20 protein-coding genes are annotated in these 25,170 nt (G+C 56.0%); 5 read left to right on the top strand and 15 right to left on the bottom strand.

Features of this window, described 5'->3' with window-relative positions; genetic code table 11:
- Positions 1-128 precede the first annotated feature (128 nt).
- Genes ACVDG4_RS17475 through ACVDG4_RS17465 form a run of 3 tightly spaced genes read left to right on the top strand, consistent with a single transcriptional unit; the run spans position 129 to position 2,821 of the window.
- A complete protein-coding gene (locus ACVDG4_RS17475) occupies positions 129-863 on the top strand; it encodes a 3-deoxy-manno-octulosonate cytidylyltransferase (RefSeq protein ID WP_447236055.1) in 735 nt (244 codons plus the stop codon).
- 27 nt (positions 864-890) lie between these two features.
- Positions 891-1,781 carry a prephenate dehydratase gene (locus ACVDG4_RS17470; protein WP_209172097.1) on the top strand — a complete coding sequence of 297 codons (891 nt, stop codon included), beginning with the start codon at positions 891-893 and terminating at the stop codon, positions 1,779-1,781.
- 38 nt (positions 1,782-1,819) lie between these two features.
- Positions 1,820-2,821 carry an adenosine kinase gene (locus ACVDG4_RS17465; protein WP_133949269.1) on the top strand — a complete coding sequence of 334 codons (1,002 nt, stop codon included), beginning with the start codon at positions 1,820-1,822 and terminating at the stop codon, positions 2,819-2,821.
- 51 nt (positions 2,822-2,872) lie between these two features.
- Here the strand turns inward: ACVDG4_RS17465 and ACVDG4_RS17460 are convergent, their stop codons facing one another.
- Both ACVDG4_RS17460 and dapB read right to left on the bottom strand, forming a co-directional pair.
- Entirely contained in the window at positions 2,873-3,493 is a 621-nt protein-coding gene (locus tag ACVDG4_RS17460) for a 2,3-bisphosphoglycerate-dependent phosphoglycerate mutase (RefSeq protein ID WP_422019684.1), read from the bottom strand.
- 33 nt (positions 3,494-3,526) lie between these two features.
- Positions 3,527-4,339, bottom strand: coding sequence for a 4-hydroxy-tetrahydrodipicolinate reductase (gene dapB, locus ACVDG4_RS17455; RefSeq protein ID WP_286182697.1), 813 nt, complete (start codon positions 4,337-4,339; stop codon positions 3,527-3,529).
- Positions 4,340-4,774: 435 nt separating this feature from the next.
- Here dapB and ACVDG4_RS17450 point away from each other — a divergent pair, with 435 nt between their 5' ends.
- Together ACVDG4_RS17450 and ACVDG4_RS17445 are read left to right on the top strand one after the other, a co-directional pair.
- A complete protein-coding gene (locus tag ACVDG4_RS17450; RefSeq protein WP_447236054.1) occupies positions 4,775-5,833 on the top strand; it encodes a substrate-binding domain-containing protein in 1,059 nt (352 codons plus the stop codon).
- Positions 5,830-8,583: an EAL domain-containing protein gene (locus tag ACVDG4_RS17445; RefSeq protein WP_447236052.1), complete on the top strand. Its 2,754-nt coding sequence runs from the start codon at positions 5,830-5,832 to the stop codon at positions 8,581-8,583. Before ACVDG4_RS17450 ends, ACVDG4_RS17445 begins: the two co-directional genes overlap by 4 nt.
- 95 nt (positions 8,584-8,678) lie before the next feature.
- Here the strand turns inward: ACVDG4_RS17445 and pnp are convergent, their stop codons facing one another.
- From pnp to lnt, 13 genes are all read right to left on the bottom strand, one after another.
- On the bottom strand, positions 8,679-10,802 hold the full coding sequence (gene pnp / locus ACVDG4_RS17440; RefSeq protein ID WP_447236050.1) for a polyribonucleotide nucleotidyltransferase: 2,124 nt from the start codon (positions 10,800-10,802) through the stop codon (positions 8,679-8,681).
- 313 nt (positions 10,803-11,115) lie between these two features.
- Positions 11,116-11,385 (bottom strand): 30S ribosomal protein S15, encoded by a 270-nt coding sequence (gene rpsO, locus ACVDG4_RS17435; protein ID WP_133949282.1) that lies wholly within the window; start codon positions 11,383-11,385, stop codon positions 11,116-11,118.
- 255 nt (positions 11,386-11,640) lie between these two features.
- A complete protein-coding gene (locus ACVDG4_RS17430; protein WP_447236049.1) occupies positions 11,641-13,035 on the bottom strand; it encodes a flavin monoamine oxidase family protein in 1,395 nt (464 codons plus the stop codon).
- A gap of 88 nt (positions 13,036-13,123) precedes the next feature.
- Positions 13,124-14,068 carry a tRNA pseudouridine(55) synthase TruB gene (gene truB / locus ACVDG4_RS17425; RefSeq protein ID WP_447236048.1) on the bottom strand — a complete coding sequence of 315 codons (945 nt, stop codon included), beginning with the start codon at positions 14,066-14,068 and terminating at the stop codon, positions 13,124-13,126.
- An 82-nt stretch (positions 14,069-14,150) separates the two neighbouring features.
- Positions 14,151-14,561: a 30S ribosome-binding factor RbfA gene (gene rbfA, locus ACVDG4_RS17420; RefSeq protein WP_447236047.1), complete on the bottom strand. Its 411-nt coding sequence runs from the start codon at positions 14,559-14,561 to the stop codon at positions 14,151-14,153.
- A 98-nt stretch (positions 14,562-14,659) separates the two neighbouring features.
- Positions 14,660-17,398 carry a translation initiation factor IF-2 gene (infB, locus tag ACVDG4_RS17415; protein ID WP_306148014.1) on the bottom strand — a complete coding sequence of 913 codons (2,739 nt, stop codon included), beginning with the start codon at positions 17,396-17,398 and terminating at the stop codon, positions 14,660-14,662.
- 29 nt (positions 17,399-17,427) lie between these two features.
- Entirely contained in the window at positions 17,428-18,063 is a 636-nt protein-coding gene (locus ACVDG4_RS17410) for an RNA-binding protein (protein WP_447236045.1), read from the bottom strand.
- 147 nt (positions 18,064-18,210) lie between these two features.
- Entirely contained in the window at positions 18,211-19,863 is a 1,653-nt protein-coding gene (gene nusA, locus ACVDG4_RS17405) for a transcription termination factor NusA (protein WP_447236044.1), read from the bottom strand.
- A gap of 65 nt (positions 19,864-19,928) precedes the next feature.
- Positions 19,929-20,525, bottom strand: a complete 597-nt coding sequence (rimP, locus tag ACVDG4_RS17400) for a ribosome maturation factor RimP (protein WP_447236043.1) — start codon at positions 20,523-20,525, stop codon at positions 19,929-19,931.
- Between the two features lie 298 nt (positions 20,526-20,823).
- On the bottom strand, positions 20,824-21,510 hold the full coding sequence (gene trmB, locus ACVDG4_RS17395) for a tRNA (guanine(46)-N(7))-methyltransferase TrmB (RefSeq protein ID WP_447236041.1): 687 nt from the start codon (positions 21,508-21,510) through the stop codon (positions 20,824-20,826).
- Positions 21,511-21,583: 73 nt separating this feature from the next.
- A complete protein-coding gene (gene metK / locus ACVDG4_RS17390) occupies positions 21,584-22,756 on the bottom strand; it encodes a methionine adenosyltransferase (RefSeq protein ID WP_409685431.1) in 1,173 nt (390 codons plus the stop codon).
- 111 nt (positions 22,757-22,867) lie between these two features.
- The gene (locus ACVDG4_RS17385; protein WP_094073420.1) at positions 22,868-23,272 is read right to left on the bottom strand and encodes a helix-turn-helix domain-containing protein; all 405 of its coding nucleotides are present in this window, start codon (positions 23,270-23,272) and stop codon (positions 22,868-22,870) included.
- A gap of 191 nt (positions 23,273-23,463) precedes the next feature.
- Positions 23,464-25,080 (bottom strand): apolipoprotein N-acyltransferase, encoded by a 1,617-nt coding sequence (lnt, locus tag ACVDG4_RS17380; protein ID WP_447236040.1) that lies wholly within the window; start codon positions 25,078-25,080, stop codon positions 23,464-23,466.
- Positions 25,081-25,170 lie beyond the last annotated feature (90 nt).

The raw sequence follows: 25,170 nt of genomic DNA, 5'->3' as shown, positions 1-25,170 counted from the left end.
TTTGCCGGAACCTACAAATTTTTTGACCTCGCTGTCCATAGCTTTAAAAGGGCAACGTGTACGACATTCGGACGCGCCCCCGGAAAAACACAGTTTTCCGGCCAAAAAACCCGCCAAAGGAGACTGGATTGAGCTCTGCACTTGTTATTGTTCCGGCCCGACTGGCCGCAACACGACTGCCCCGGAAGCCGTTGGCGGATATCTGCGGAAAACCAATGATTGTCCGGGTACTCGAGCAGGCCCTCAACGCAGATATCGGACCAGTCGCCGTTGCGACTGACGACACGAGTATCGCAGAAGCGGTCCGGGATCATGGCGGAACTGCCGTTATGACCCGGGACGACCACGAATCTGGTTCAGACCGTATCTTTGAAGCCGCGCAGACCCTGGACCCCGACCAGAAGCACGACACTGTATTGAATGTTCAGGGCGATGTGCCTCTGATTGAGCCTGCAGCGATTCGGGCTGCCTTCGCCCCCCTTTCGGTCTCAGGCGTAGACATTGGCACTATCATGACCGAAATCCGGGATGATCGGTTCCGCGACGACCCGAACTTCGTCAAAGCAGTCACGACACCGAACGGACACGGGCACAACCGGGCGCTATATTTTACCCGCGCAACCGCGCCGGGTGGCGACGGTTCGCTTTATCAGCACATCGGCATCTATGCCTATCGCCGCGCCGCGCTGGAGCGTTTTGTCTCGCTGTCGCCGTCGCCACTGGAAAAGCGGGAAAAATTGGAACAATTGCGCGCGCTCGAGGCCGGTATGCGCATTGATGTATCGGAGATTGCCTCCGCGCCTATGGACGTGAACACACCTGAAGATCTAGAACGGGCTCGATTAGCCTATCAATCCTTATAAAACGCCGCACCAAAGCTGGACACATCAATGAGCAATGCGAAAAAAATCGTCTTCCAGGGCGAAACCGGCGCCAATTCCCACATGGCCTGCCGTGACGTTTATCCCGACTACGAAGCCATTCCCTGCGCGACGTTTGAAGACTGTTTTTCGGCAATGGCGGACGGCAAAGCCGACCTGGCGATGATCCCGATCGAAAATTCGGTCGCGGGCCGTGTCGCGGACATTCACCATCTTCTACCTGGTTCCAATTTGCACATCATCGGCGAGTACTTCATGCCGATCCGGTTCCAGTTGATGGCTCCAAAAGGGACCAAGGTTGAAAACCTTACAACGGTACAAAGCCACGTCCATGCGCTGGGGCAATGCCGGAACATCATCCGCGAGCTGGGTTTGAACGCTGTTGTTGGCGCTGACACCGCCGGCTCCGCTCGTCAGATTGCCGAGCTGGGCGATCCCACCCATGCAGCACTCGCCCCACGGATGGCCGCAGATATCTACGGTCTCGACATCCTGCGTGAAGATGTGGAAGACGAGGCACACAACACCACGCGGTTTGTGATCCTGTCCCGCGACAAGATGGAGGCAGCCCACAACGGCCAACCGGTAATCAGCACCTTCATCTTCCGGGTCCGGAACGTGCCGGCCGCTCTATACAAGGCACTCGGCGGCTTTGCGACGAACAATGTGAACATGACCAAGCTGGAATCCTACCAGCTGGAGGGACAATTCTTCGCGTCCATGTTCTACGCAGACATCGAAGGGCACCCAAACGACCCGCATGTTGCACTCGCTTTGGAAGAGCTTGCCTTCTTCTGCGCGGAGCTCAAGATCGTTGGCGTTTACCGCGCGAGCCCGTTCCGCGACAAAATTCGTGAACCGGAAGCTAACCGGGCCTTAAGACCCAATCCGCAATCTTAAGGGCGACGCCCATTCTTTCAGGACCCCTAGAGGACCCAATGACCGAAATTCGTTTTGATGCCCTGTGCATCGGCAATGCTATTTGTGATGTATTTGCCCATGTCGAGGAAGACTTTCTTCTCCAGGAGGGCCTGGTCAAAGGGTCCATGCGGCTCATCGAGACCGATGAAGCTGTGGCCTTGTTCAACAAGATGGGCCAAACGGTCCGCATCTCCGGCGGCAGCGCAGGCAACACGGCGGCTGGAATTGCCTCTCTCGGGGGGCGCCCGGCTTATTTTGGAAAAGTCGCCGAAGACGAACTCGGCGACAGCTACTACCACGACATGAACGGCACAGGTGTCTACTACAACACCCCGCGCCTTCGTGAATGGAAGCCCACTGCCCGCTCAATGATCCTGATCACTCCTGACGGTGAGCGCACCATGAACACATATCTTGGCGCGTGCACGGAATTCAGCCCCTCAGATGTTGATGAAGACGTGGTTGCCGCAGCCGCAGTCACCTACATGGAAGGCTACTTGTGGGATCCGGAAGAGGCAAAAAAAGCTTTCCTCGCGGCTGCAGAGATCGCACACAAGCATGATCGGAAAGTGGCAATCACCTTGTCCGACTCCTTCTGTGTTGACCGTTACCGGGATGAGTTTACCGGCCTGCTGTCAGACGGCGTCGTTGATCTGATGTTCGCCAATGAGCATGAAATTAAGGCGCTTTATCAGACGGGAGACCTGGACACAGCCATTTCTGCCGCGCGTGAGAGCGGCGCAATGACCGCCCTGACGCTCGGAAAAGAGGGCGCGATGATCATCACACCTGAGGAAACCGTCAAGGTTCCTGCTCAGCAAGTTGACAATGTCGTCGACCTCACCGGTGCCGGCGACCTCTTTGCCGCCGGCTTTCTGTTTGGCCTCGCACGAGATTACTCGCTCACCAATGCCGCTGAGCTCGGCTGCATCTGTGCCTCCAGCGTTATCAAGCACGTCGGCGCCCGCCCCGAGCGGCCGCTGAAAAACCTTGCAGCGCAGAATGGCTTTGAAGTTTGAATAAAAAAGGCGGCCCATCGGCCGCCTTTTTTCTCATGAATTTTGTAATCCTCAGGCGGCCAGATCCTGGACGCTGATGACTTTTCCGTCTTCATCCAGGCGATAGATGATCGGCGTCCCGGTCCCGAGCTCCCGCTTCAGGATTTCCTCCGGGCTCAGCCCTTCCAGTTCCATGATGAGCGACCGCAACGAATTGCCGTGGGCTGCAACGATCGTGCGCTTGCCAGACAAGACGCGCGGCAATATCTCGGCTTTGTAGTACGGCAGAACACGTTCAGCAGTCATTTTAAGGCTCTCACCTCCCGGAGGTGGAATGTCGTACGACCGGCGCCAGATGTGAACCTGTTCCTCGCCAAACTTTTCCCGGGCCTCATCTTTGTTCATGCCGGTCAAATCGCCATAGTCACGTTCGTTCAGAGCCTGATCCTTGAAAGTTTCGAGGCCGGTTTGGTCAAGCTCTTCCAGAATTATCCCGAGCGTTTTCTGGGCACGGGACAACACCGACGTAAAGGCCAGATCGAAATTCAGTTTCAGATCCCGCAGCTGCTCGCCCGCCTTATGCGCTTCGGCAACGCCCTGGTCGGTAAGACCCGGGTCTTTCCAGCCTGTGAACAGGTTTTTAAGGTTCCATTCGCTCTGTCCGTGGCGGACAAGCACTAGCAGGCGTTCCATAAAGATCTCCTTAGGTGGATCATCTTGAATTGATCAGGTGTCCAGGCCAAGGACGTCGGCCATGGAATAAAATCCGGGTTTCTGGTCGAAGCCCCACAGGGCCGCCTTGACCGCGCCGCGTGCAAACAGCTGCCGGTCTTCGGCGCGGTGCGTCAGCTCAATCCGCTCGCCTTCACCGGCGAAAATCACGGAGTGCTCTCCTATGACGGATCCGCCCCGAAGGGTCGCAAAACCGATATCGCCGGTCTTTCGCGGGTCCATAATACCGTCACGGCTTCGAACTGAATGGGTCTGGAGATCGATCCCGCGGCCTTCTGCGGCAGCTTCGCCGAGAAGCAAAGCGGTGCCGGACGGCGCATCGACTTTGTGTTTGTGATGCATTTCCAGAACTTCGATATCAAAGTCTGCGTCCAACGCCGCTGCTGCCTTGCGCACAAGGCTCGCCAGCAAGTTGACGCCGAGGCTCATGTTGCCGGATTTGATAATCCGTGCGTGCCTTGCAGCGGCGCGAAGAGGTGTTTCCTCCTCCGGCGTCCAACCAGTCGTTCCGATCACATGAACGATCCGCGCCTGGGCCGCCAACTCAGCAAACCAAATGCTCGCTTTTGGCGCTGTAAAATCCAAGACCCCGTCGGCTTTCGCAAATGCAGACAACGGATCATCGGTCACAGGGACATTCAAAGCGCCAACGCCGGCAAGCTCACCCACATCCTGACCTAGGAAAGGCGATCCCTCTTGCTCAATGGCCGCAACCACGTCTGCTCCCGCAGCATCTGTGACGGCCCGGGTCAAGGCCCGCCCCATCCGGCCACCTGCACCAACCACGACCAAGCGCATTGAACCCATACCTTGTTCCCTTCAAAGTTGGCAGCGGTATAGCAGGTTCGTAACTGCAGGCAAATGTCTGATGCGAACGCAACAAACACGGGCGCTTCAATGTCTGGTCCGTAACTTGGGACAGAAGTTAGGCCCAACCGATATTAACTGATCGATTGCAGAATGGCCGAAATTGACATGATAAAAACAAACAATAATTCGTTTAATTAAGTATTTGTTTGACCTCTTATAATAGCGTTTCGATAAAGTGATCAGACACAACAACAAAAAGCGGCTTTTTTGATTGCATCATATAAAACCACAATCACAATGAACGCCAGTTATCTCGGATCAGTATTTATGGCGAGCGGTTTCGGTATGAGCCAACTCGATATATTTCGAAAAGCCGTACGAAGATCGTTATTTACATCTTTGGCAGTCTCCTTTGTTTTGAGCCTTGCATATTTGACGACAGCTACAGCTCAAGACACGAGTTTGGACGAATTCTGGTCGCTCACCGAATTTACCGCGCTGAATAAAAAACAACGGTCTGCCGCAGAAGGCTTTGCGCAACGCGTGTCGGCGCCGGCGATCCCGCTGGAAACCAAAGTCAATCCGGTTAAAGTCGCAATCATATATCCGGGCAGCCAGGCATCAGATTATTGGCGCCGCAGTCTCGCGTCGTTTGAAGCGCGGATGGACGAGATTGGTCTCCCTCGCAAGATCGAGTCTTATTTTTCTGGATCATCATCGGATGCGGGCGGCCAGGCCGCGTTGATCACACAGGCTCTGGCAAGCAATCCGGATTATCTGGTTTTCACTCTGGACGTTCTACGCCACAAGCCGATTGTTCAACGCCTCATCGCCCGTGGAGAACCTAAGATCATCCTGCAAAACATTACGACGCCGCTGAAGGTTTGGAGAGAACGGCAGCCCTTTCTTTATGTCGGTTTCGACCATGTGGCCGGTACCCAGCTTCTCATCGACCACTACAAGACCAAGATCGGCCAAAAACAGGACTTTGCAATTCTGTTCGGGCCTCGCGGATACGTCAGCCGAGCCCGGGGCAACACTTTCTTGCAGGCTTATTCAGATCCGGAAGCCATGAACCTCAAGGCCTCCTACTACGTTGGGTATGACCGGGAAAAATCGCGGCAGGCGACAGAAAGCATTCTTCAAGAACATCAAAACCTATCGTTCATCTATGCGTGCTCAACTGACATCGCTCTCGGTGTCATGGACGCCATCGCGGCAAGTGACAACCAGGGAACCGTCATGACCAACGGATGGGGTGGGGGCGCTGCCGAACTGGATGCCATCCTGCAAGGAAAGCTGGATGCCACGGTAATGCGGATGAACGATGACAACGGTGTTGCCATGGCTGAGGCGATTGTCTTGGACCAGACAGGAAACAGTGACCAGATCCCGGTGGTGTTCTCCGGTGAGTTCGCGCTTGTCACCAAGGAGAACTCTGCTGGAGATATTCAAGAATTGAAGGCGCGGGCCTTCCGGTACTCAAAATGAAGACAAAAGGTGTGAAGTTCAGCTGGTTGGTCGGAGGCCTGTTTGTGGTCGGCCTCATGGCAACTGCTGTTGCGCTTTTTGGCATCACCTACCTTGGAAGTTTGTCCGTCGCTGAGTTGGAAGCTGAACGCAATGCAAAGCGCGAACAGTCCCTCACGACATTGGTTTTCGAGTCCTATTTGAAGGACATCGAAAGCCAGCTGCGTACGATTGCCCTGAACGATGATTTCATTCAGTCGGTTATTGATTACGATGCCCGGAAGGCTGCAAGGATCATGGAGGTCGTCGGCCAAAATGCATCGGCTGTCGTCCCTGACGTGCTTATACTCGATCATGAACGGCAGATGGGATGGCTGAATTCCAGTCTTGCCCTTGTTGACGTCGGCTCCGTACTACCGGGACAAACTCTGAGAACGATGCCACCAGATGTTTGGCGCTTCTACAGCGACGGCAGCGCCGAGCCCGCAACGAAACTCACGGTCATTTCCATACCAGTGGTGGATCCAGAAACCGGCCGTGTCATTGCCCGGCTTGTCGGTGGATCCCTGTTCAACGATGCTTACGCGCTTCTCGACAACCTCTCAAGTGTCCTAGGCACAGGAGATATTGCGATCATCTCTGGGACTGCTTCGCTGGCCTCTTACGGCAAGTTTGCCAATAACGAAGAACTCTCGAACACACTTGATGAGCTCGGCGCGCAGGCGTTCCGCCTTCATGACGGCACACTGACATCAAGCACGGTTCTCCTAGGCGAAACTGGCACAGACCCGATAAAGATTATCACGCAGTCCAAAAGCGACATTGTCGAAAATATAGAATCCACCTATCTGGACATCTTCTTTCCATTTCTCCTCTACATTGGGATTGCGTCGTTTTCAGCCGCATTCCTGATCAATCAGTTTACCGCCGCAAACCTCAACGCTCTCGTGGATTACGCAGGTGGACGGGCGGCTAAGGGATCAGGCGCCAAGTACGAACCCGGTCGGATTGCAGAATACAACCGCCTCGGCACACTTTTTGACAGCGCCTTTGATGCCGTTCAAAAGACGAATGCCCAATTCCGAGAACTCATTGACGGATCGCTGCAGGGGATTGTGATCCATTCCGATGCCAAGATCCTTTACGTCAATGACGCATTGCTCAAAATCCTGGGATACGAACCGGGTGATGCGGACAGACTGATTGGTCAGTCGATATGGGATATCTATGCTCCCGAAGAACATGAGCGCATGCGAACCTATCGCCGGATACGGCAAGAGGGTGGCATCGCGCCGGCCGTTTATGAAGTCTTGGGCAGAGCAGCTTCAGGAGAGTCGGTCTGGCTTGAGCAACATGTTCGCATGACCACCTGGAACGGCGTCACTGCCATTCACAGCACGATCACAGACATTACGGAACGCAAGGAACAAGAAGAGCTGATTGAAAAACATGCAAACTATGACGCTCTTACAGGTCTTCCGAACCGCAATCTGTTCAGAGACCGTCTGCGCCAAAGTCTCGTCCACGGAGACAGGACAGAAAAGGCCGGTGCGGTACTTGTTGTCGATGTGGACAGATTCAAAACGGTGAACGATCTCCATGGTCATGATCTCGGCGATCCGATCCTGCGTGAGGTTGGAAATCGTATTCAGGAAACCGTTGACCCCAGCAATACAGTATCCCGCCTTGGCGGTGATGAGTTTGCCGTGCTCCTGACTGACACCGAAGATGACTGGGAGACAGAAAGGGTCGCCCAGAGAATCTTAGGCGCTGTTTCCAAAAGAATTGATGTCGGCAACGGGCAGGATGCGGTTTTGACGGCCAGTATCGGCATTTCTGTATTTCCGCTGGACGGCTTTACAGATATCGCGCTTTTGAAACAGGCCGAATCCGCCATGCATCAAACGAAGACCGATGGCGGCAATGCTTTCCGGTTCTTCTCAAAGCAAACGAATGATCGAATGACGCGGGCGCTGATGCTCGAAGCCGCTCTTCGAAAAGCCATCGAGAATGATGCGATTGAGATCTATATCCAACCGATAATCAATTGCGCCACTGGTACTGTGTCGGGTTGCGAAGCCCTCGCGCGATGGACCGATCCTGAACTCGGCTTTGTGTCGCCGGGAGAGTTCATTCCCGTCGCTGAAGAAACGGGCTTGATTGTCCCACTTGGAAAGCTTGTTCTGAAAAAGGCCTGCGCATTCTTTTCAGATTGCCGTGCGCGCGGACACACTCTTCAGAGTATCGGGGTGAACATATCGCCGCGCCAATGCCGGGAAGACGGCTTTGTTGACCTCTTGAAATCCACTCTCGACAACGCGGGCATGCGGCCGGACCAGCTGACATTGGAGATCACTGAGAGCGTTATGTTTGATGACAGCCAAATCGATCCGGTTGCCATCATGATGGCTATCAAAACCCTGGGCATCAAACTGTCACTTGATGATTTCGGGACTGGATACTCGTCCTTGAGCTATCTCAAGCGACTGCCGATCGATACCCTCAAAATCGACCGCTCCTTCATAAAGGATATTGAGACAGACACGGACGATCAGGCGCTGGTCAGTGCCATTGTGACCATGGCAAATGCGTTGTCGATCAGTGTGGTCTGTGAGGGCGTAGAGACCCGCAAACAGAACACCATTTTGATGCGCATGGGGTGCCGTCAGATTCAGGGCTTTTACTTCGGCAAACCGATGCCAAGAGAAGATTTCTTCCAATTCCTGGCCGAAGAACCGTTTAAGACCGAACTGCAGTTGAAGGTCAGTTAGACCCACGTAAACACGTTGACCTGTCCACTTGGGGCACAAAAAAAACGCAGGTACCGATTGGCACCTGCGTCTTCTATTTAAGAAGCTTTTGAAGCTTATTCGGCGTCTTTCGGGATTTCCTGACCAGTTTCCTGGTCAACAACCTTCATGGATAGGCGGACCTTGCCACGCTCGTCGAAGCCCATGAGCTTGACCCAGACCTTGTCGCCTTCCTTGACCACATCGGTGACCTTGGCAACTTTCTTCGGAGCCAGCTGGGAGATGTGTACCAAGCCGTCTTTTGCGCCGAAGAAGTTGACGAACGCGCCGAAGTCAACGCATTTCACAACGGTGCCTTCGTAGATCACGCCAACTTCAGGCTCAGCTGCAATGGAGTTGATCCAGTTGACAGCCGCCTTGATGGCTTTGCCATCGGAAGAGGCGATCTTGACGGTGCCGTCGTCCTCGATGTTGACCTTCGCGCCGGTCTTCTCAACGATCTCGCGAATGACCTTGCCGCCCGAACCGATGACTTCACGGATCTTGTCGACCGGGATCTTCATCATTTCGATGCGTGGTGCATGCTCACCAAGCTCGGAGCGTGCCTCGGTGATGGCATTTGCCATTTCGCCGAGAATGTGGATCCGGCCGCCTTTGGCCTGCTCCAGAGCAACCTTCATGATCTCTTCGGTGATACCGTCGATCTTGATGTCCATCTGTAGCGCGGTGATGCCGTTCTCAGAACCAGCAACCTTGAAGTCCATGTCGCCGAGGTGATCTTCATCACCCAGGATGTCGGACAGGACTGCGAAACGATCGCCTTCCTTGATCAGACCCATGGCGATACCGGCAACCGGTGACTTCAGCGGAACGCCGGCATCCATCAGCGATAGGGATGTGCCGCAAACGGTTGCCATGGAGGACGACCCGTTGGATTCGGTGATCTCGGAGACAACCCGCAGGGTGTACGGGAACTCATGATGCGCCGGAAGCATCGGGTTGATTGCGCGCCACGCCAGCTTGCCATGACCGATCTCGCGGCGTCCCGGGGAGCCCATGCGGCCGGTCTCACCGACAGAGTACGGCGGGAAGTTGTAGTGCAGCATGAAGTGAGACTTCACGGTGCCTTCCAGAAGATCGATGAACTGCTCGTCTTCACCGGTGCCGAGGGTTGCAACAACAAGACCCTGTGTTTCACCGCGGGTGAATAGGGACGAGCCGTGTGCGCGCGGCAGAATGCCGACTTCCGAGGAAATCTGGCGAACAGTGGAGAGATCGCGGCCGTCGATGCGGGTACCGGTGTCCAGGATGCCGCCGCGGACGATTTCCGCTTCTAGCTTCTTGAACTGCTCACCGAGGACGTTCGCCTCGACCGCTTCACCTTCGGCAGCGTTGGTGATCAGCGCCTCGACAACCTTGGCCTTGGCTGCATCAACCGCGTTCTTGCGCTCGGTTTTTGCTGTGATCTTGTAAGCTGCAGTCAGATCGTCAGCCGCGATTGCCTTGACCTTGCCGAACAGTTCGGAATGATCGGCAGCAACGAATTCGCGCGGCTCTTTCGCACCGGCTTCCGCCAGCTTGATGATCGCGTCGATGACAGTCTGGAAGCCCTTGTGGCCGAACATGACCGCACCGAGCATTGTTTCTTCGTCGAGTTCCTTGGCTTCGGACTCAACCATCAGAACCGCATCGGAGGTTCCAGCGACAACCAGATCCAGAGCGGATTCCGGCATGTCGTCGACCAGCGGGTTCAGAACGTATTCGCCGTTGATGTAACCAACGCGCGCGCCGCCGATCGGGCCCATGAACGGAACGCCAGACAGGGTCAAGGCAGCAGAAGCTGCGACCATGGCCAGGATGTCCGGTGCATTTTCCATGTCATGCGACAGGACGGTAATCACGACCTGCGTGTCGTTTTTGTAACCGTCAGCAAACAGCGGGCGGATCGGACGGTCGATCAGACGGGAAGTCAGGGTCTCGTGCTCGGACGGACGGCCTTCACGCTTGAAGTAGCCACCCGGGATCTTACCGGCGGCGAATGCCTTTTCCTGGTAGTTCACGGTGAGCGGAAAGAAATCCTGGCCGGCCCGCGGCTCTTTGGCGGAAACAACGGTCGCCAGAACCTTGGTTTCACCGTAGGTCGCCATAACAGACCCATCAGCCTGACGGGCAACCTTACCCGTTTCGAGAATGAGCGGACGTCCGCCCCAGTCGACTTCTACACGATGAATATCAAACATCATCTGTCCTTAACATAGCCTGTCTGCCCCGCCGCTATTCCTCAGCGGTCCATCTCGGGCAAACACATTCCCGGTCGGCCCCGGATGGGCCGGTTACCGGCGGACAGGTCATGGGCAAGACGGCAAGTATCTTTTCAGTGAAATCGAAAAGACGCTGGCAATCCTGCCCCATGACATGTCACGAGGTTTCTATAGAGCGTTTGCAGCCAAAAGGGAAACACTCAAAGGCCTTAGGAACTCAAGAAAGAGCCCTTTGGCAAAAAGAAAAACGCGGCGGGCAAGCCCACCGCGTTGATCAAGTCTAAAACAAGCCTTAGCGGCGAATGCCAAGACGCTCGATGAGGGTCTTGTAACGCTCTTCGCTTTTGCCACGCGTGTAGTCCAGAAGGGACCGGCGCTGCGCAACCATCTTCAGAAGACCGCGGCGGGAGTGGTTGTCCTTGCCATGACCTTTGAAGTGTTCGGTGAGGTTGTTGATCCGCTCGGTCAGGATCGCGACCTGTACTTCCGGAGAACCGGTGTCGCCTTCCTTGGTGGCGTATTCTTTGATGAGCTCAGCTTTGCGCTCTGCAGTGATCGACATCGCTCTTCCTTTCAAGAGGTGGGGCCCGTTGACCGGGCGCGTTGACATGCCGGATTTCCGGCCTGATCCCTCCTGCGCCAGAGCCAAGATGTCGGTCAGCAAAGGTTTTGAAGGGACGTACTGAGCTTCAATGCCCAATGGCGGCGGAATATGACGGAAAACCTTGCGAAAATCCAGAAGAATCTCAAGTGGCGCCCCACATACGCCGATTAGGGACGTTCGTTGAACGCACGGCTGACCCGGTCAGTCGGCTTGTTATTCCGCAAGCTCATCTTCAATCAGGTTTGCCGCTGCCAGTCCGGTCAGGTATGCGCCGTGGGTTGTGCCATGAAAATCGAAGGTCGTGTGCTCGCCGGCAAAAAGGATGGTATTGGCAACAGGCGTTGCAAAACGGTCAAAATCGGCTGGCGTGTTTCCGACCGCAGAATAGGAATACGCGCCGAACGTATGCGGGTCTTTCGACCAGCGTGTTGCCATATGACCAATCGGCGCAGGAATGTCTTCACCGAACATCGCGCGGAGCGCACCCATGCAATCGCTGGTCATATCGGGATCGCTCATTGCCTCGGCAACAAACGGATAATCGCCAACACTCACGCCCAGCAGGATGTTTTCAGGGCTGAAGGTGCGGTAATTTAGAAAGTAATTCCAGCGCCCTTTTGGTTCGCTCATGTACCCGAGATACTGAACGTCTTCGGGCCAAAATGGCTGCTCAAACTTCAGCGCCAGTTTGGTGACACTCCCAAAGCCAATTTCGTTGATGCTTTTCTGATGCGCCTTGGGAAGGGGCGGGTCAAACGCGATCATGCCTTTCTTGAGAACTCCAAGGGGCACGGTACAAATCACGAAATAGGATTCGAATGATCCCTTTGAGGTGTAGACGGCCGCCCCATCGCCTTCTTCGTATTCGATCGCTTCAACAACCGTATCAAAACGAACGTCCATACCGTCCGCGAGGCTCTTTGGTATCTGATCGTAACCCTTTGTCAGGATCACATCCGCCCCATCATATTCATCGTCCTCGTCGAAATAGTAGGCGGACAGTTTTTCAATAGGTCCGCCAGTCGAGAACTCCGTGTAGGCACTCATCATCCAGCGAAGCACCGGATCCTGAAGGCTATCCTTGGAGAAACGGCGGATCGCCTCAGACAGCGGCTGATCATTGTCGAACGTATCGTCAATGCGCTTATAGAGCCGCATCAGGTCGCGATACTTGGAGTTGATCGTGGATCTCGAAACAGCAGCGCCATCTTGGGCATAGACCTGATAGCTTTCGTCCGATGTGACGTAGGTCGGCGCGTCGATCGCATCTGCCAGTTTTGAAACCGGATTTCCCTCAGGCCTGTGGATCCAGCCGGCACCGACCTCAAATGGCGCGCCCAAAGACCAGTCTGTCCGGATCCGCCCACCGACGGCAGACGCCGCCTCCAGGACAACAACCGCGTATCCGAGGTCCTGGAGCCGCCTTGCTGCAGTGAGACCTGCGATGCCCGCCCCAATCACAATTACATCGAAGTCGTCGTTTTGGGCTTTCGCTAAACTTGCATTCAGAAACGGCGAAGTTAGCGCCACAGCAGCACCAGTTTTCAGCACTTGGCGCCGCGTTGCCCGCCCGCGAGTATCCGTAAAGATCTTCCGCCCGCGCTTCATAGTGCCCTCCACCCGGTCGTTGCCGTTTGTGCCTGGGCATCATGGCACGGTTTAGCCGAAACGTCAGGCTGTGATCGCAGGCTTGGCCCTAAAGATGAAACACCCGGCTCGGCTGAAAGCGGCCCTTTTCGATCGCACCGATGGCGACGGGAACACTTGCGTGGCTGGCAAAAGCGACATCACAGTTCAACGGAGCATCCCGGCCACGCAGGAGCACAGACATCCCCTTTTTGATCTTGGCGGCATCGTCATCCGAGACCGTGACTTCGACCAGCTCATCCATCGCTTCGCGGACCGGCAAGACAAATTCCTCGACCAGGACATCGACGCCCGCACCCTCTTCAAGCTCCTCCGCCATCTGAAGGATTTCGTCAAGCTCGATCAGATCCTCTTCGCCGAATGGTCCCACCAGCAAACGGCGTAATTCCGTCACATGGCCGCATGTGCCTAGACATCGACCGATGTCCCGGGCGAGCGCCCGCACATAGGTACCCTTGCCGCATTCCGCTTCGAAAACAGCGCGGTTTTCATCCGGGCATTCCACGAGGTCAAGCCGGTGCATATCAATCGGCCGTGCTTCCAATTCAACCTCTTCACCGTCACGGGCCAGATCATAAGCCCGCTCGCCTGCGACCTTGATCGCGGAAAATTTGGGCGGAACCTGCATGATTTCGCCGACGTACTCCGGGAGAACGGCTTTGATCGAGTCGGCATCCGGACGCACATCCGATGTTGCAACGACCTCACCTTCGGTGTCATCGGTATTGGTTTCCGCGCCCCATGTCACCTCAAACCGGTAAACCTTGCGTCCGTCCATCACAAAGGGAACGGTCTTGGTCGCTTCCCCGAAGGCCACCGGCAGCAGGCCAGAGGCCCGCGGATCCAGGGTGCCGGCATGACCGACCTTTTGCGGTGAAAAGATCCGCTTGATCTTGCCGAGGGCCTCGTTGGACGTGATGCCATAGGGCTTGTCCAATACCAGCCAACCGTTGATCGTGTTCTTTTTTCTTTTGAATTGCTGTTTGCGGGCCATTTTTTCTTCTTGTTCGTAACGCGTCTGTCCACCCTGGGATCATCACTGCCTAACGTGACGCCCTATAGGCTTTCCAAGCAATTCACTGATCTTCCTGCGGACCGTCCAGATCCCGGGCAACTTCCGGTGAATGCAGCAGCGTTTCGATCCGGTCGTCATCGTCAAAGCGCGTATCAAGGACAAAGCGCAGATCGGGCATGTATTTCATTGTCAGCCGGCGGGAGACCTGACCTCGGAGATATTTTGCGCTCCGGTTCAAGGCCTTTTGAACCTTTTCAGCATTCACACCGCCCAGCGGCATCACGAGACACGTCGCCAAACGCAGATCCGGTGTCATGCGGACTTCCGGGATCGTGATGATAACGCCGTCGAGGTCCGGATCGGAAAACCGGCCGCGTGTGAAAATGTCGGACAGCTCCTTACGAACCGTTTCGCCGACCTTCAACTGGCGCTGCGATGGTCCCTGACTGTCCTGTCCAGAATGTTTCGCCATTTCAATTCCTAACGAGCCGTCGAGGCTCCAAATGCAAGGGCGCCGGCGTGACCTTGAAGTCCCGCCGGCGCGCATCTCTTCCAATCAGTAACCGGCGATCAGAGCGTACGTTTGATGTGCTCGACGCGGAAACACTCGATAACATCGCCCGGACGCATGTCTTGGTACTTGGTGAAGTTCATGCCGCATTCCTGACCGGATTCGACAGACTTGACCTCGTCCTTAAAGCGCTTGAGCGTGCCCAGCTCGCCTTCGTGGATGACCACGTCGTCGCGGATGAGGCGGACTTGCGCGCCGCGCTCCACAACGCCCTCGGTAACCAGACAGCCCGCAACCTTGCCGACCTTGGAGATGTGGAAGATCTCTTTGATCTCCGCATTGCCAAGGAAGGTCTCGCGGCGCTCTGGCGACAGAAGGCCGGACATGGCTGCCTTGATGTCGTCGACGAGATCATAAATCACGTTGTAGTAACGGATCTCGATGCCGTCGCGCTGAGCCGCTTCACGGGCCTGCTTGTTCGCACGCACGTTGAAGCCGAGGATCGGCGCTTTGGATGCCGCCGCCAGCGTGATGTCGCTTTCCGTGATGCCGCCCACGCCGGACAGCAGAATGCGCGCACCGACTTCGTCTGTTCCAAGCTCGTTCAACGCATGTGCAATGGCCTCTGCAGACCCCTGCACGTCGGCTTTCAGAACCAGCGGGAACTCCTTGCGGCCCGTTTCCTGCAGACGGTTCATCATTTGCTCAAGCGAGCCACGTGTCCCGGATGCAACGACAGATGCCTTCTCGCGGATCTGGCGCTGACGATAGTCGGTGATCTCACGGGCACGGGCTTCGTTTTCAACCACTGCAACCATGTCACCGGCAGCCGGCGTTCCCTGGAAGCCGAGGACCTCGACCGGTTTCGCTGGGCCAGCTTCACTTACCTGCTTGCCATTTTCGTCAAGCATCGCGCGGACACGGCCCCACTCGGAACCGGCAACCAGAATGTCACCCGGCTTGAGTGTGCCCTTCTGCACCAGAACAGTCGCAACCGGACCACGGCCACGATCGAGCTGTGCTTCGATGACGATACCTTCCGCGGTCCGATCCGGGTTTGCCTGAAGTTCCAGAACTTCGGACTGCAACAGGATCATTTCCAAAAGCTTGTCGAGGTTTTGACCGGATTTGGCCGAAACCTCAACGTCGATGACGTCACCGCCCATAGATTCAGTAACGATCTCTTCGCTCAGAAGCTCGGTACGAACCCGGTTCGGATCTGCATCGGGCTTGTCCATCTTGTTGATGGCGATAATGATCGGAACATCCGCTGCCTTGGCGTGCGCAATCGCTTCCTTGGTCTGCGGCATGACGCCATCATCGGCGGCAACCACCAGGATCACAATGTCGGTCGACTTCGCACCGCGTGCACGCATCTGGCTGAACGCCGCGTGGCCCGGAGTATCGATGAAGGTGATCTTGTTGCCGTCCTGCTCGACCTGATAGGCACCAATATGCTGAGTGATGCCACCTGCTTCACCGGTTGCGACTTTGGCCTTGCGGACAGCATCCAGAAGCGATGTCTTACCATGGTCGACGTGACCCATGATTGTCACCACCGGCGGACGCGGCTGCAAGGTGCCCTCATCGTCGTCCGAAGAGAAGAGACCTTCTTCAACATCGGCTTCGGAAACGCGCTTAACCGTATGGCCCATTTCTTCAGCGATGAGTTCGGCCGTATCGGCGTCAATTACATCGTTGATCTTGAGCATTTGGCCTTGCTTCATAAGAAGCTTGATCACGTCAACAGCGCGCTCTGCCATGCGGTTGGCGAGTTCCTGAATGGTGATCGCTTCCGGAAGCGTGACTTCCCGCATGACCTTCTCGCGAACAACCTGCTGCTGGCCGCGCTTTGCCTTTTCCTGACGGCGGCGCATGGAGGCAAGCGAGCGTGTCCGCTGCCCATCGTGACCACCGGTAGCGGCAGAAATCGTCAGCTTCGAACGGCGGCGATCGTCGCCACCCTTCGGACGTGCCGGAGCCGGAGCCGGGGCCTGTTTCGGACGTTTAACCGCGCGCAGGTTTTTGTTGGCTGCGCCGCGATCATCTGCACCAGCGGCCGGACGCTCTTCCGGTTTCGGGCTGGCCGTAGTTTCTGTCTTGCGGCGGCCCATGTCATTCAAGTTGCGTGGCTTGCTGTCGTCGCGGCCCGGCGCTTTGCGAACTTCGCGGCGCTGAGCTGGACGTTCTTGCGGCGCAGCCTTTGCGGCGGGCGCTTCAGCAAGAGCTTCTTCAACTTTCGGAGTTTCGGCAACCTTTGCCTGCTCCGCAGCTGCCTGAGCTTCTTCGGCTTCGCGTTTTTGCCGCTCTTCGGCTTCTGCCTTAGCGCGAACTTCTTCTTCCTGCTTGCGCTGAGCTTCTGCGGCGGCGCGGCGCTTGGCCTCTTCCTCGCGGAGCTTGGCTTCTTCAACCTCGCGCTCCTTGGCCATCAGCAGTGCAGCCTGACGCGCTTTCGCTTCTTCAGGCGTCAGCGTGCGCAGCACATTGCCATTGCCTTTTTGCCGTTGTCCGCCACCTGGCTTGCGCCCCTGGCGGGCAGCCGGTGCGTCCGGCTTGCGCGGCGGCACCTCGGAAGGTGTTTCAAGGCGTTGCGTAACCGGAGCCGGAGCTTCCGGTTTCGGCTCTTGGCCCGGCAGGACGACACGGCGCTTCTTCTTTTCCACGACGACGGCCTTTGACCGGCCATGCGAAAAGGACTGGCGAACAGTTCCTGAATCGCCGCCACCACGCTTTAGGCCAAGCGTCTTGCCACGCTCAACGCTGATTGTCTTGTCGCCCGGATTTTTCGTATCGCTCATATTGCCTTCAGTCCTGCGCAACCGCCCTGCTATGCGTTGCTCTTTTCGTCGTCTGCGACGGAATAGCCGCGAAAACGCTCCAAGTCACGTACCCGTGACAGGAAATTTTCGCTGGCCTGCCCCGCAAGCAGTGCAGCATGTATCACATTTGACCGGCCCAATGCCAAATCCAATTGGTCCGAATCGAACAAACGGACGATTTGGCATCCGTTTGCTTCTTCATTTCTACCCGCGGCCACGGCCGCCAGTTTCCGTACCCCGTCTTCTGCAGCATCCGAGGCATGGATCAGTCCTACGACGGGATCCCGCCGCAAGGCTGCGTCAACTTTCGAATAACCGGTGATCAGCTCGCCAGCCTTGCGAGTCATGGAAAGCGCCTGAAGCGCACTTTTTTCCATGAGCGCATCGACACGCTCGGCCAATCCAGGTTCGACGCTGACTTCGGTCTTGAAGCCCCGGCCAAACACTTTCTTCCGGTCTTTCTCGGCAACAGAGACGACATCGGTCGACGCTGTTACCCATACACCGCGCCCCGGCAGAACCCTTTTCAGATCCGGAACAACCTGACCCTCAGGATCAAGCACAAACCGGATCAGCGAGCTGACGGGCTGAACCTCCCGGGTGACGGCGCATTGCCGTTCGGTTGGCTCATTCTTCCTTGGCACGCTGCCACTCCTCTCGATCAACCGTGCGCCCGATGCTCAGGCAGCGACGCAAACCGCGTTGACCACTTTCAGTCTTGTTTGAGCGGTTGCCGCCAAGGCGTCACCGCTCACTAGAGGCACTCGACCTCGTTAGTCCAGCCGATGGAATTATCCGTTCAGGATCGCACCGGTCGGTGCTTCCTCAACAGTTTCCTCTTCAGCTTCGATCTCTTCCGATTCAACTTCCTCTTCTGCCATTTGGGCAGCGAGTTCTTCTTCGGTAATCCAGCCGGCCGCCAGACGGGCTGCCATTACCATGTTTTCCGCGTCGGCGCGGGAAACATCATAAGCGGACAGCGCACCATCATATCGCTTGGTCTCGCCATCTTTGCGCTCGGTCCAACCAACCAGATCGTCCGCAGCGCAACCGGCAAGGTCTTCCATCGTTTTGACGTCGTCTTTGCCGAGAGCCACCAGCATAGCGCTTGTCAGACCATCAATCGAGCGCAACTCGTCTGAAACGCCGAGTTCGATCCGCTCTTCATCGAGCTTTGCTTCCAGCTCATTCAGATAGTCACGGGCGCGCGCCTGGATTTCAACTGCCGTGTCGTCGTCAAAGCCTTCGATCATGGAGATTTCTTCGATCTCCACATAGGCGACCTCTTCAACAGATGTGAACCCTTCTGTCGCCAACAACTGACCAACCATTTCATCAACATTGAGGGCGTCCATGAACAGTTGAGACCGTTCCTGGAATTCCTTGCTGCGGCGCTCGGATTCTTCCTGTTCTGTCATGATGTCGATCGCCCAGCCGGTCAACTGGGATGCCAGCCGCACATTCTGACCACGGCGTCCGATCGCTAATGACAGTTGGTCATCCGGAACGACAACTTCAATACGCTCGGCATCCTCATCGAGAACAACCTTGGCAACTTCGGCCGGCTGCAGCGCGTTGACGATGAACGTGGCTGCCTCGTCATTCCAAGGAATAATGTCGATCTTCTCGCCCTGAAGCTCGCCAACAACGGCCTGCACACGGGACCCACGCATACCCACACACGCACCAACCGGGTCGATGGAGCTGTCTTTCGAGATTACTGCGATCTTTGCGCGGGACCCTGGGTCACGAGCGACAGATTTGATCTCGATGACACCGTCATAGATTTCCGGGACTTCCTGGGCAAACAGCTTGGCCATGAACTGCGGATGGGTCCGGGACAGGAAGATCTGCGGACCGCGTTGCTCGCGGCGCACGTCGTAAATGATTGCCCGGATGCGGTCGCCCGTGCGGAAGATCTCACGCGGGATCAGCTCATCGCGGCGAACAATTCCTTCGCCCCGGCCAAGATCGACAATGACGTTGCCGTATTCGGCACGCTTAACAACTCCGTTGATGACTTCGCCAACACGATCCTTGAATTCGTCATACTGACGATCACGCTCTGCTTCGCGAACCTTCTGAACGATAACCTGCTTTGCAGACTGAGCGGCAATGCGGCCGAAGTCCAGCGGCGGCAGCGGCTCGGCGATGAAATCACCCAGACCGGCTTCCGGATTGCGCGCTGTGGCATCGTCCAGAGAAATCTCGGTGGAGACGTTCTCGACAGCTTCCACAACCTGAAGCAGACGCTGCAAACGGATATCGCCGGTTTTCGGATTGATTTCTGCGCGAACTTCCGTTTCCGTGCCATAACGCGAGCGGGCTGCCTTCTGGATGGCATCTTCCATTGCATTGATGACGATCATCCGGTCGATCGACTTTTCCCGAGCAACTGCGTCCGCAATTTGCAGCAGTTCAAGCCGGTTTGCGCTGATTGCCATAATCCACTCCTCTTGCGCCAAGGGTCGGGTCGGGCGCGTTCATCCAAGTGCCAACGAGCTCAGGCTCAGTTCGGCGTGTTATCCTGTGTCAACTCATCGGCGCTCTCGCCGCGTGCGGCCAAGGCCGCCTTTTCGGCCTGAAGAGCTGCCGTAATCAAGTCATCGGTCAAGACCAGTTTGGCTTCGCCAATATCTTCCATCGGAAGCAGAACTGTATCTACTTCACCTTCGGGAGCATCAGGCAAACGCATTTTTGCCGACGCACCCTCAACGCCGAGAAGCGTTCCGCGGAACCGCTTGCGGCCATCTTGCATGACGTCCATCTCGACTTTCATTTCGTGACCGGCCCAGCGGTCAAAATCACCGGCGCGCACAAGCGGCCGATCAATGCCGGGAGACGACACTTCAAGGTGATAAGCCCGGTTGATCGGATCTTCGACATCCAAAGCAGGCGACACAGCCCGGCTGATTGATTCACAATCATCCACCGTCATGGTGCCGTCCGGGCGCTCGGCCATGATCTGCAGCGTGCATCCGTTTGCCGCGCTGATCCTGGTGCGCACGAGCCGGTAGCCGAGATCTTCAATAACCGGCTCAACAATTGCCGCAACACGGGCATCAAGCCCTTGTTCGGTGACAATTCTCGGTTCTTGGTCGCTCAATACCCGGCTCCATTCTGCCATTTTGAGGCAGTTTTGTTTCAGTTGGGCATCGAGCTTAGAGATAAACTCAGGTGCTGCCCGGCAATATCACATTCGGTTTCCGGCATGGGGTTAAGCAAAAAAGAGCGGGTCCCCGGCGGGCCCACCCTCAAGAGCTCATATAAGCCGTTTGAGATGAAACACCGGCTGTATAACGCCAAACACCCCTCAAAGGCAAGGGGCTTGGGGTGAATGCTGGAAAAGAGTCTGTATTTGCCCAGCAGTCACTGCTCCAGCTGACACTGCTCTGGTACAGGCTCTACCGCCTTAAGAAGGTGAGATACCGGCCAATGCGCCCCTCACGGATCGCCTTGGCCTCATACCGTGTGCCGGGCCAACCTTCCCAAGGGGTTTTCCAGTTAGACGCGGTTTCCGCGGCCCAGTCAAAGGCCGGATGGTCGCGGCAATGGCGCAGTGTCCAATTGATGTAGGTGTCGATGTCACTAGCAAACCGGAATTCGGCTCCAGGCTTCAAGGCGCGTGCATACCGATCTAGGTTCTGTCCGTTGATAAAACGCCGCTTCCAATGGCGCTTCTTTGGCCAAGGATCCGGATAAAGCTGGTATGCGAGATCGAGCGAAGCTTCCGGCATCCAATCTAGGACATTGACCGCATCGTCGTCATAAAGCCGAACATTTTGGAGGTCTTCGTCCGTTACGGCAGCAACGGCTTTTGCCATGCTTCCAACAAACGGCTCAATGCCTATGAACCCGGTTTCCTGATTGGTCCGGGCCCGGTGCAACAAATGCTCACCACCGCCGAAGCCCACCTCCAAACAGACAGACGTAACCTTTGCCTTGAAGAGGTCCTTCAAATCGGCAGGCGGCGGCGTTGTAAGATCCAGGGAAAGCTCCGGCAGAACATCTGCCATGAGCGCTTCCCGGCGTGGGGTGAGCGGCTTGCCTTTCCGGCGTCCAAAAAAAGAACCTTCGTATCGATCATTCATTGCTTCAAACCAAATCGCCGGCCTCAAAGGCCGGCGATCTTCATTCTGGTGAGTGGACCTTTCTGGGTCCGGCTTATCCTGCAAGCGAGCGCAGTTCGTCAACCAGGTCTGTTTTTTCCCAGCTGAACCCGCCATCGGCATCCGGCTGCCGACCAAAGTGACCATAAGCTGCGGTGCGCTCATAAATCGGATTGTTCAGCTGCAAATGCTCGCGAATACCGCGTGGGCTGAGGCCCATCACGTCACGCAGAGCTGTTTCCAATTTGGCTTCGTCGCACCGGCCAGTGCCGTGGAAATCGACGTAGACCGACAGCGGATCGGACACGCCAATTGCGTACGATAACTGGATCGTGCACCGATCGGCCAAATCGGCCGCGACAACGTTCTTTGCCAGATAGCGGGCGGCGTAGGCTGCAGACCGGTCAACCTTTGTCGGATCCTTACCGGAGAACGCGCCACCGCCGTGTGGGGCAGCGCCGCCGTAAGTATCGACGATGATCTTGCGGCCTGTGAGACCTGCATCACCATCCGGACCGCCAATAACGAACGCTCCCGTCGGATTAACATGCCAAACTGTTTCATCCGTGACCCAGCCGTCCGGCAAGGAGGACAGGATGTATGGCTCGACGATTGCTTTGACATCAGGCGAGGTGAGCGCCGGGTCCAAATGTTGCGTCGACAGGACGATGGACGTGACACCGACCGGCTTGCCGTTTTCGTAGCGAACAGTCACCTGGCTCTTGGCATCCGGACCAAGCACCGGCTCCTTGCCGGTTTTACGGGCTTCTGCCAGCGTTTTCAGGATCTTGTGTGAAAAGAGAATTGGCGCCGGCATCAACTCTTCGGTCTCGCGGCATGCGTAACCAAACATGATGCCCTGATCGCCCGCACCCTCATCCTTGTTACCGCCAGCATCAACGCCTTGAGCAATGTGAGCAGACTGGGCATGCAAATGCACGGCGATATCGCAGTCTTCCCAATGGAAGCCGTCCTGCTCATAGCCGATGTCTTTGACGGCCATACGCGCCAAATGCGCGATGTATTCGTTGGTGATGGTAGCAGGCCCGCGGGTTTCACCGGCAATCACGATCCGGTTGGTGGTCGCCAGCGTCTCAGCGGCAACACGGGCTTCAGGCATTTCTTTGAGGTAAGCATCTACAACCGCGTCAGAAATACGGTCGCAAACCTTGTCTGGGTGACCTTCGGAGACGGACTCAGACGTGAACAGGTAATTTTGACGTGCCATTGGCGATCGTCCTTCTGGGAATGAATACAAAGAAGCGGCGATTACGATCGCCGCTTCAGGTGCCATCAATCTAAGAAGTTTGGGGCCACGTCAAGAAGATGGTTGTTTTTATTATTCGTCGCCGGCGAGGGATCTGACCAGATCAACAATGCGGCGGCGGACCTTCGGGTCTTCTATGCGCACAAATGCCTTGTTGAGGGACAGACCTTCCGACGAGGAAAGGAAATCCACGACATAAGACGTGGGTTGGGTTTCGCCAAAGCCTTCAGCTTCTTCCGGCGTTCCAGGCGCATCTTCAAAAAAGAAGGAAACCGGTACTTTCAGAATAGTTGCGATATGCTGCAACCGGCTGGCTCCAATGCGATTGGTGCCTTTTTCGTATTTCTGGATCTGCTGGAAAGTGATGCCTAGCGCTTCGCCAAGTTTTTCTTGGCTCATGCCGAGCATCATGCGGCGCAAGCGCACACGGCTTCCAACATGGATATCGATTGGATTAGGTGATTTCTTACTGGGCATTGGCGTTATTCTTTCTTAGTCATTTGGCTTTCACAGCCAATATTTTTTATTTGGCGCAAGCCCAATCAGGTCCCCACAAACCTGAAAAGAAGAAAGTTTGCCCGCAACTTCCCGCTTACGCCTACGTTAGCTTTCAATCAGCTATGTCACGGTTGTATCACAATTCTTTCACTCAACTCAAACAAAAAATATCAATTTAAACGGGAATTGCGGTTGTATCGATGAATACTGGTCAAAATTACAATAATTACCGAAATTATTAGTATCGGAGTATCCAGAAATGTACGGTAAATCGTTTCCGGTTCTCGCACAGGTAGCCGAGCATCAATCACACCGCGTTCAAATACCGGAAGTTTAGTCACCACACGCCCCAACCCATCTATCACACCGGAAATTCCGGTATTGGCGGCGCGGATTGTGGGCAGGCCCGTTTCGATAGAACGCAGCCGAACCTGAGCAAAGTGCTGGTAAGGACCTGGTGTCCGGCCGAACCACGCATCGTTGGTCAGATTGAGAAGAAACGCAGGTCTCGGTGCCACACCAGTAGTTTCAGCCGGGAATATTGCCTCGTAACAGATCAGCGGCAGAAACAGGTACTTGTCCATTGCTGACAAGGGGCGCCGCACGTCTCCAGCCTCAAAACCTGCACCGGGGCCTGCCAGATTACTGATACCCAGTTTATCCAGCAATGGGCGGAACGGGACATATTCACCGAACGGGACCAGGCGCACCTTGTCGTAAAGCCCACGCACGGTCCCATCATTTCCGATCAAATAGATGCTGTTGAAATAGACTTGGCCGGTTTCGCCCGTCTCCGCCCTGACCGCGCCGATCGCCAGCTCTTTGTTCTGCCCAAGTGCCGCCGAGATCCGATGCAACGCGCCAGGCTCCCTCGTAAGCAGGAACGGAACCGCAGACTCAGGCCAGACCACCAGCTGTGGTGTTCCAACCCGCCCCTCCCCGCCAAGCGGCGCTTCTGTCAAATCAAGGTAAGTTTGAAAAATCTCGTCCCGCAGCTCCGGCCGCCACTTGTCCTGCTGGTTGATTGAAGGCTGAACGATCCGGATATCCAGATCTTCATACGCAGTGGTGTCAGGCGCCAACCGGTATGCGCCATAGGTCGCCATAAGAACCAGAACAGCTACTGCCAAACCAACAGGCAAGACGCGCAGCGGGAGCGGCCTGCTGTCCGCGAGCGCGGCCGGTGCTGCAAAGATGCTCCACGCCAGAAACGTCAGACCGTATATGCCCAGAACGCTGGCCGTTTGAGAAAGAGCCAGACTTTCTGAAAAGGCATAACCGTAAGAGTTCCAGGGAAATCCGGTCAGGATCGTTCCCTTGAGCCAGTCGGCAAGCGTCATTGCTGCTGCCAGGAGCAGCACCCGGGTCCTGGAGTCCCCCCAAAGTGCCGCCGCAATGGCTCCGGCGAGGCCCGTGAACAGAGCCAAACCAATCGGCATTGCTACGACGGCAAACGGCATCAGCCAGGCAAACTGTTCGGCATCGACCAGAAAAGCCGAGCCAATCCACCAAAGACCGGAGAGGTAGTATCCAAAGCCAAAAAACCAACCGAGCGCAAACCCGGTGCGCAGCCGCTTGTATACGCCGCTCCGGTTTGTCTCCAAAGCCCCATCCAGGAGCCAAACGAATCCTGAAAAGGTTAGAAAAAGGATTGGAAAGAGACCATATGGCGGTAGGGCAAAGGCTGAAGCGCTGCCACACAAAAAGCACAGCAACCGACGTCGCCATCCCCAAGCGAGCAGAAACGTGTTTGGAATGACGGAAAGCTTCTGAAAAAGCGGGCTCATATGGATCCGATTCGCTGCAAAAACGTTGGCAGATTTGTCTGCTAGCAGCGAGTCGGTCAACCCTTTCTACGGCTCAGCGCTCGACCGTCA

The organism is Roseibium sp. MB-4 (assembly GCF_053005265.1).
Note: the sequence above shows the minus strand (reverse complement) of the source record. Positions and strands in the feature narration are given on the sequence as shown.

Excerpts from the sequence above, each read along its gene's own strand:
- pnp (WP_447236050.1), bottom strand. The coding sequence starts at position 10,802 with ATGTTTGATATTCATCGTGTAGAAGTCGACTGGGGCGGACGTCCGCTC.
- rbfA (WP_447236047.1), bottom strand. The coding sequence starts at position 14,561 with ATGGCGAAACATTCTGGACAGGACAGTCAGGGACCATCGCAGCGCCAG.
- rpsO (WP_133949282.1), bottom strand. The coding sequence starts at position 11,385 with ATGTCGATCACTGCAGAGCGCAAAGCTGAGCTCATCAAAGAATACGCC.
- infB (WP_306148014.1), bottom strand. The coding sequence starts at position 17,398 with ATGAGCGATACGAAAAATCCGGGCGACAAGACAATCAGCGTTGAGCGT.
- truB (WP_447236048.1), bottom strand. The coding sequence starts at position 14,068 with ATGGCCCGCAAACAGCAATTCAAAAGAAAAAAGAACACGATCAACGGT.
- lnt (WP_447236040.1), bottom strand. The coding sequence starts at position 25,080 with ATGAGCCCGCTTTTTCAGAAGCTTTCCGTCATTCCAAACACGTTTCTG.
- ACVDG4_RS17470 (WP_209172097.1), top strand. The coding sequence starts at position 891 with ATGAGCAATGCGAAAAAAATCGTCTTCCAGGGCGAAACCGGCGCCAAT.
- trmB (WP_447236041.1), bottom strand. The coding sequence starts at position 21,510 with ATGAATGATCGATACGAAGGTTCTTTTTTTGGACGCCGGAAAGGCAAG.
- dapB (WP_286182697.1), bottom strand. The coding sequence starts at position 4,339 with ATGGGTTCAATGCGCTTGGTCGTGGTTGGTGCAGGTGGCCGGATGGGG.
- ACVDG4_RS17445 (WP_447236052.1), top strand. The coding sequence starts at position 5,830 with ATGAAGACAAAAGGTGTGAAGTTCAGCTGGTTGGTCGGAGGCCTGTTT.
- nusA (WP_447236044.1), bottom strand. The coding sequence starts at position 19,863 with ATGGCAATCAGCGCAAACCGGCTTGAACTGCTGCAAATTGCGGACGCA.
- ACVDG4_RS17460 (WP_422019684.1), bottom strand. The coding sequence starts at position 3,493 with ATGGAACGCCTGCTAGTGCTTGTCCGCCACGGACAGAGCGAATGGAAC.
- ACVDG4_RS17465 (WP_133949269.1), top strand. The coding sequence starts at position 1,820 with ATGACCGAAATTCGTTTTGATGCCCTGTGCATCGGCAATGCTATTTGT.
- metK (WP_409685431.1), bottom strand. The coding sequence starts at position 22,756 with ATGGCACGTCAAAATTACCTGTTCACGTCTGAGTCCGTCTCCGAAGGT.
- ACVDG4_RS17385 (WP_094073420.1), bottom strand. The coding sequence starts at position 23,272 with ATGCCCAGTAAGAAATCACCTAATCCAATCGATATCCATGTTGGAAGC.
- ACVDG4_RS17430 (WP_447236049.1), bottom strand. The coding sequence starts at position 13,035 with ATGAAGCGCGGGCGGAAGATCTTTACGGATACTCGCGGGCGGGCAACG.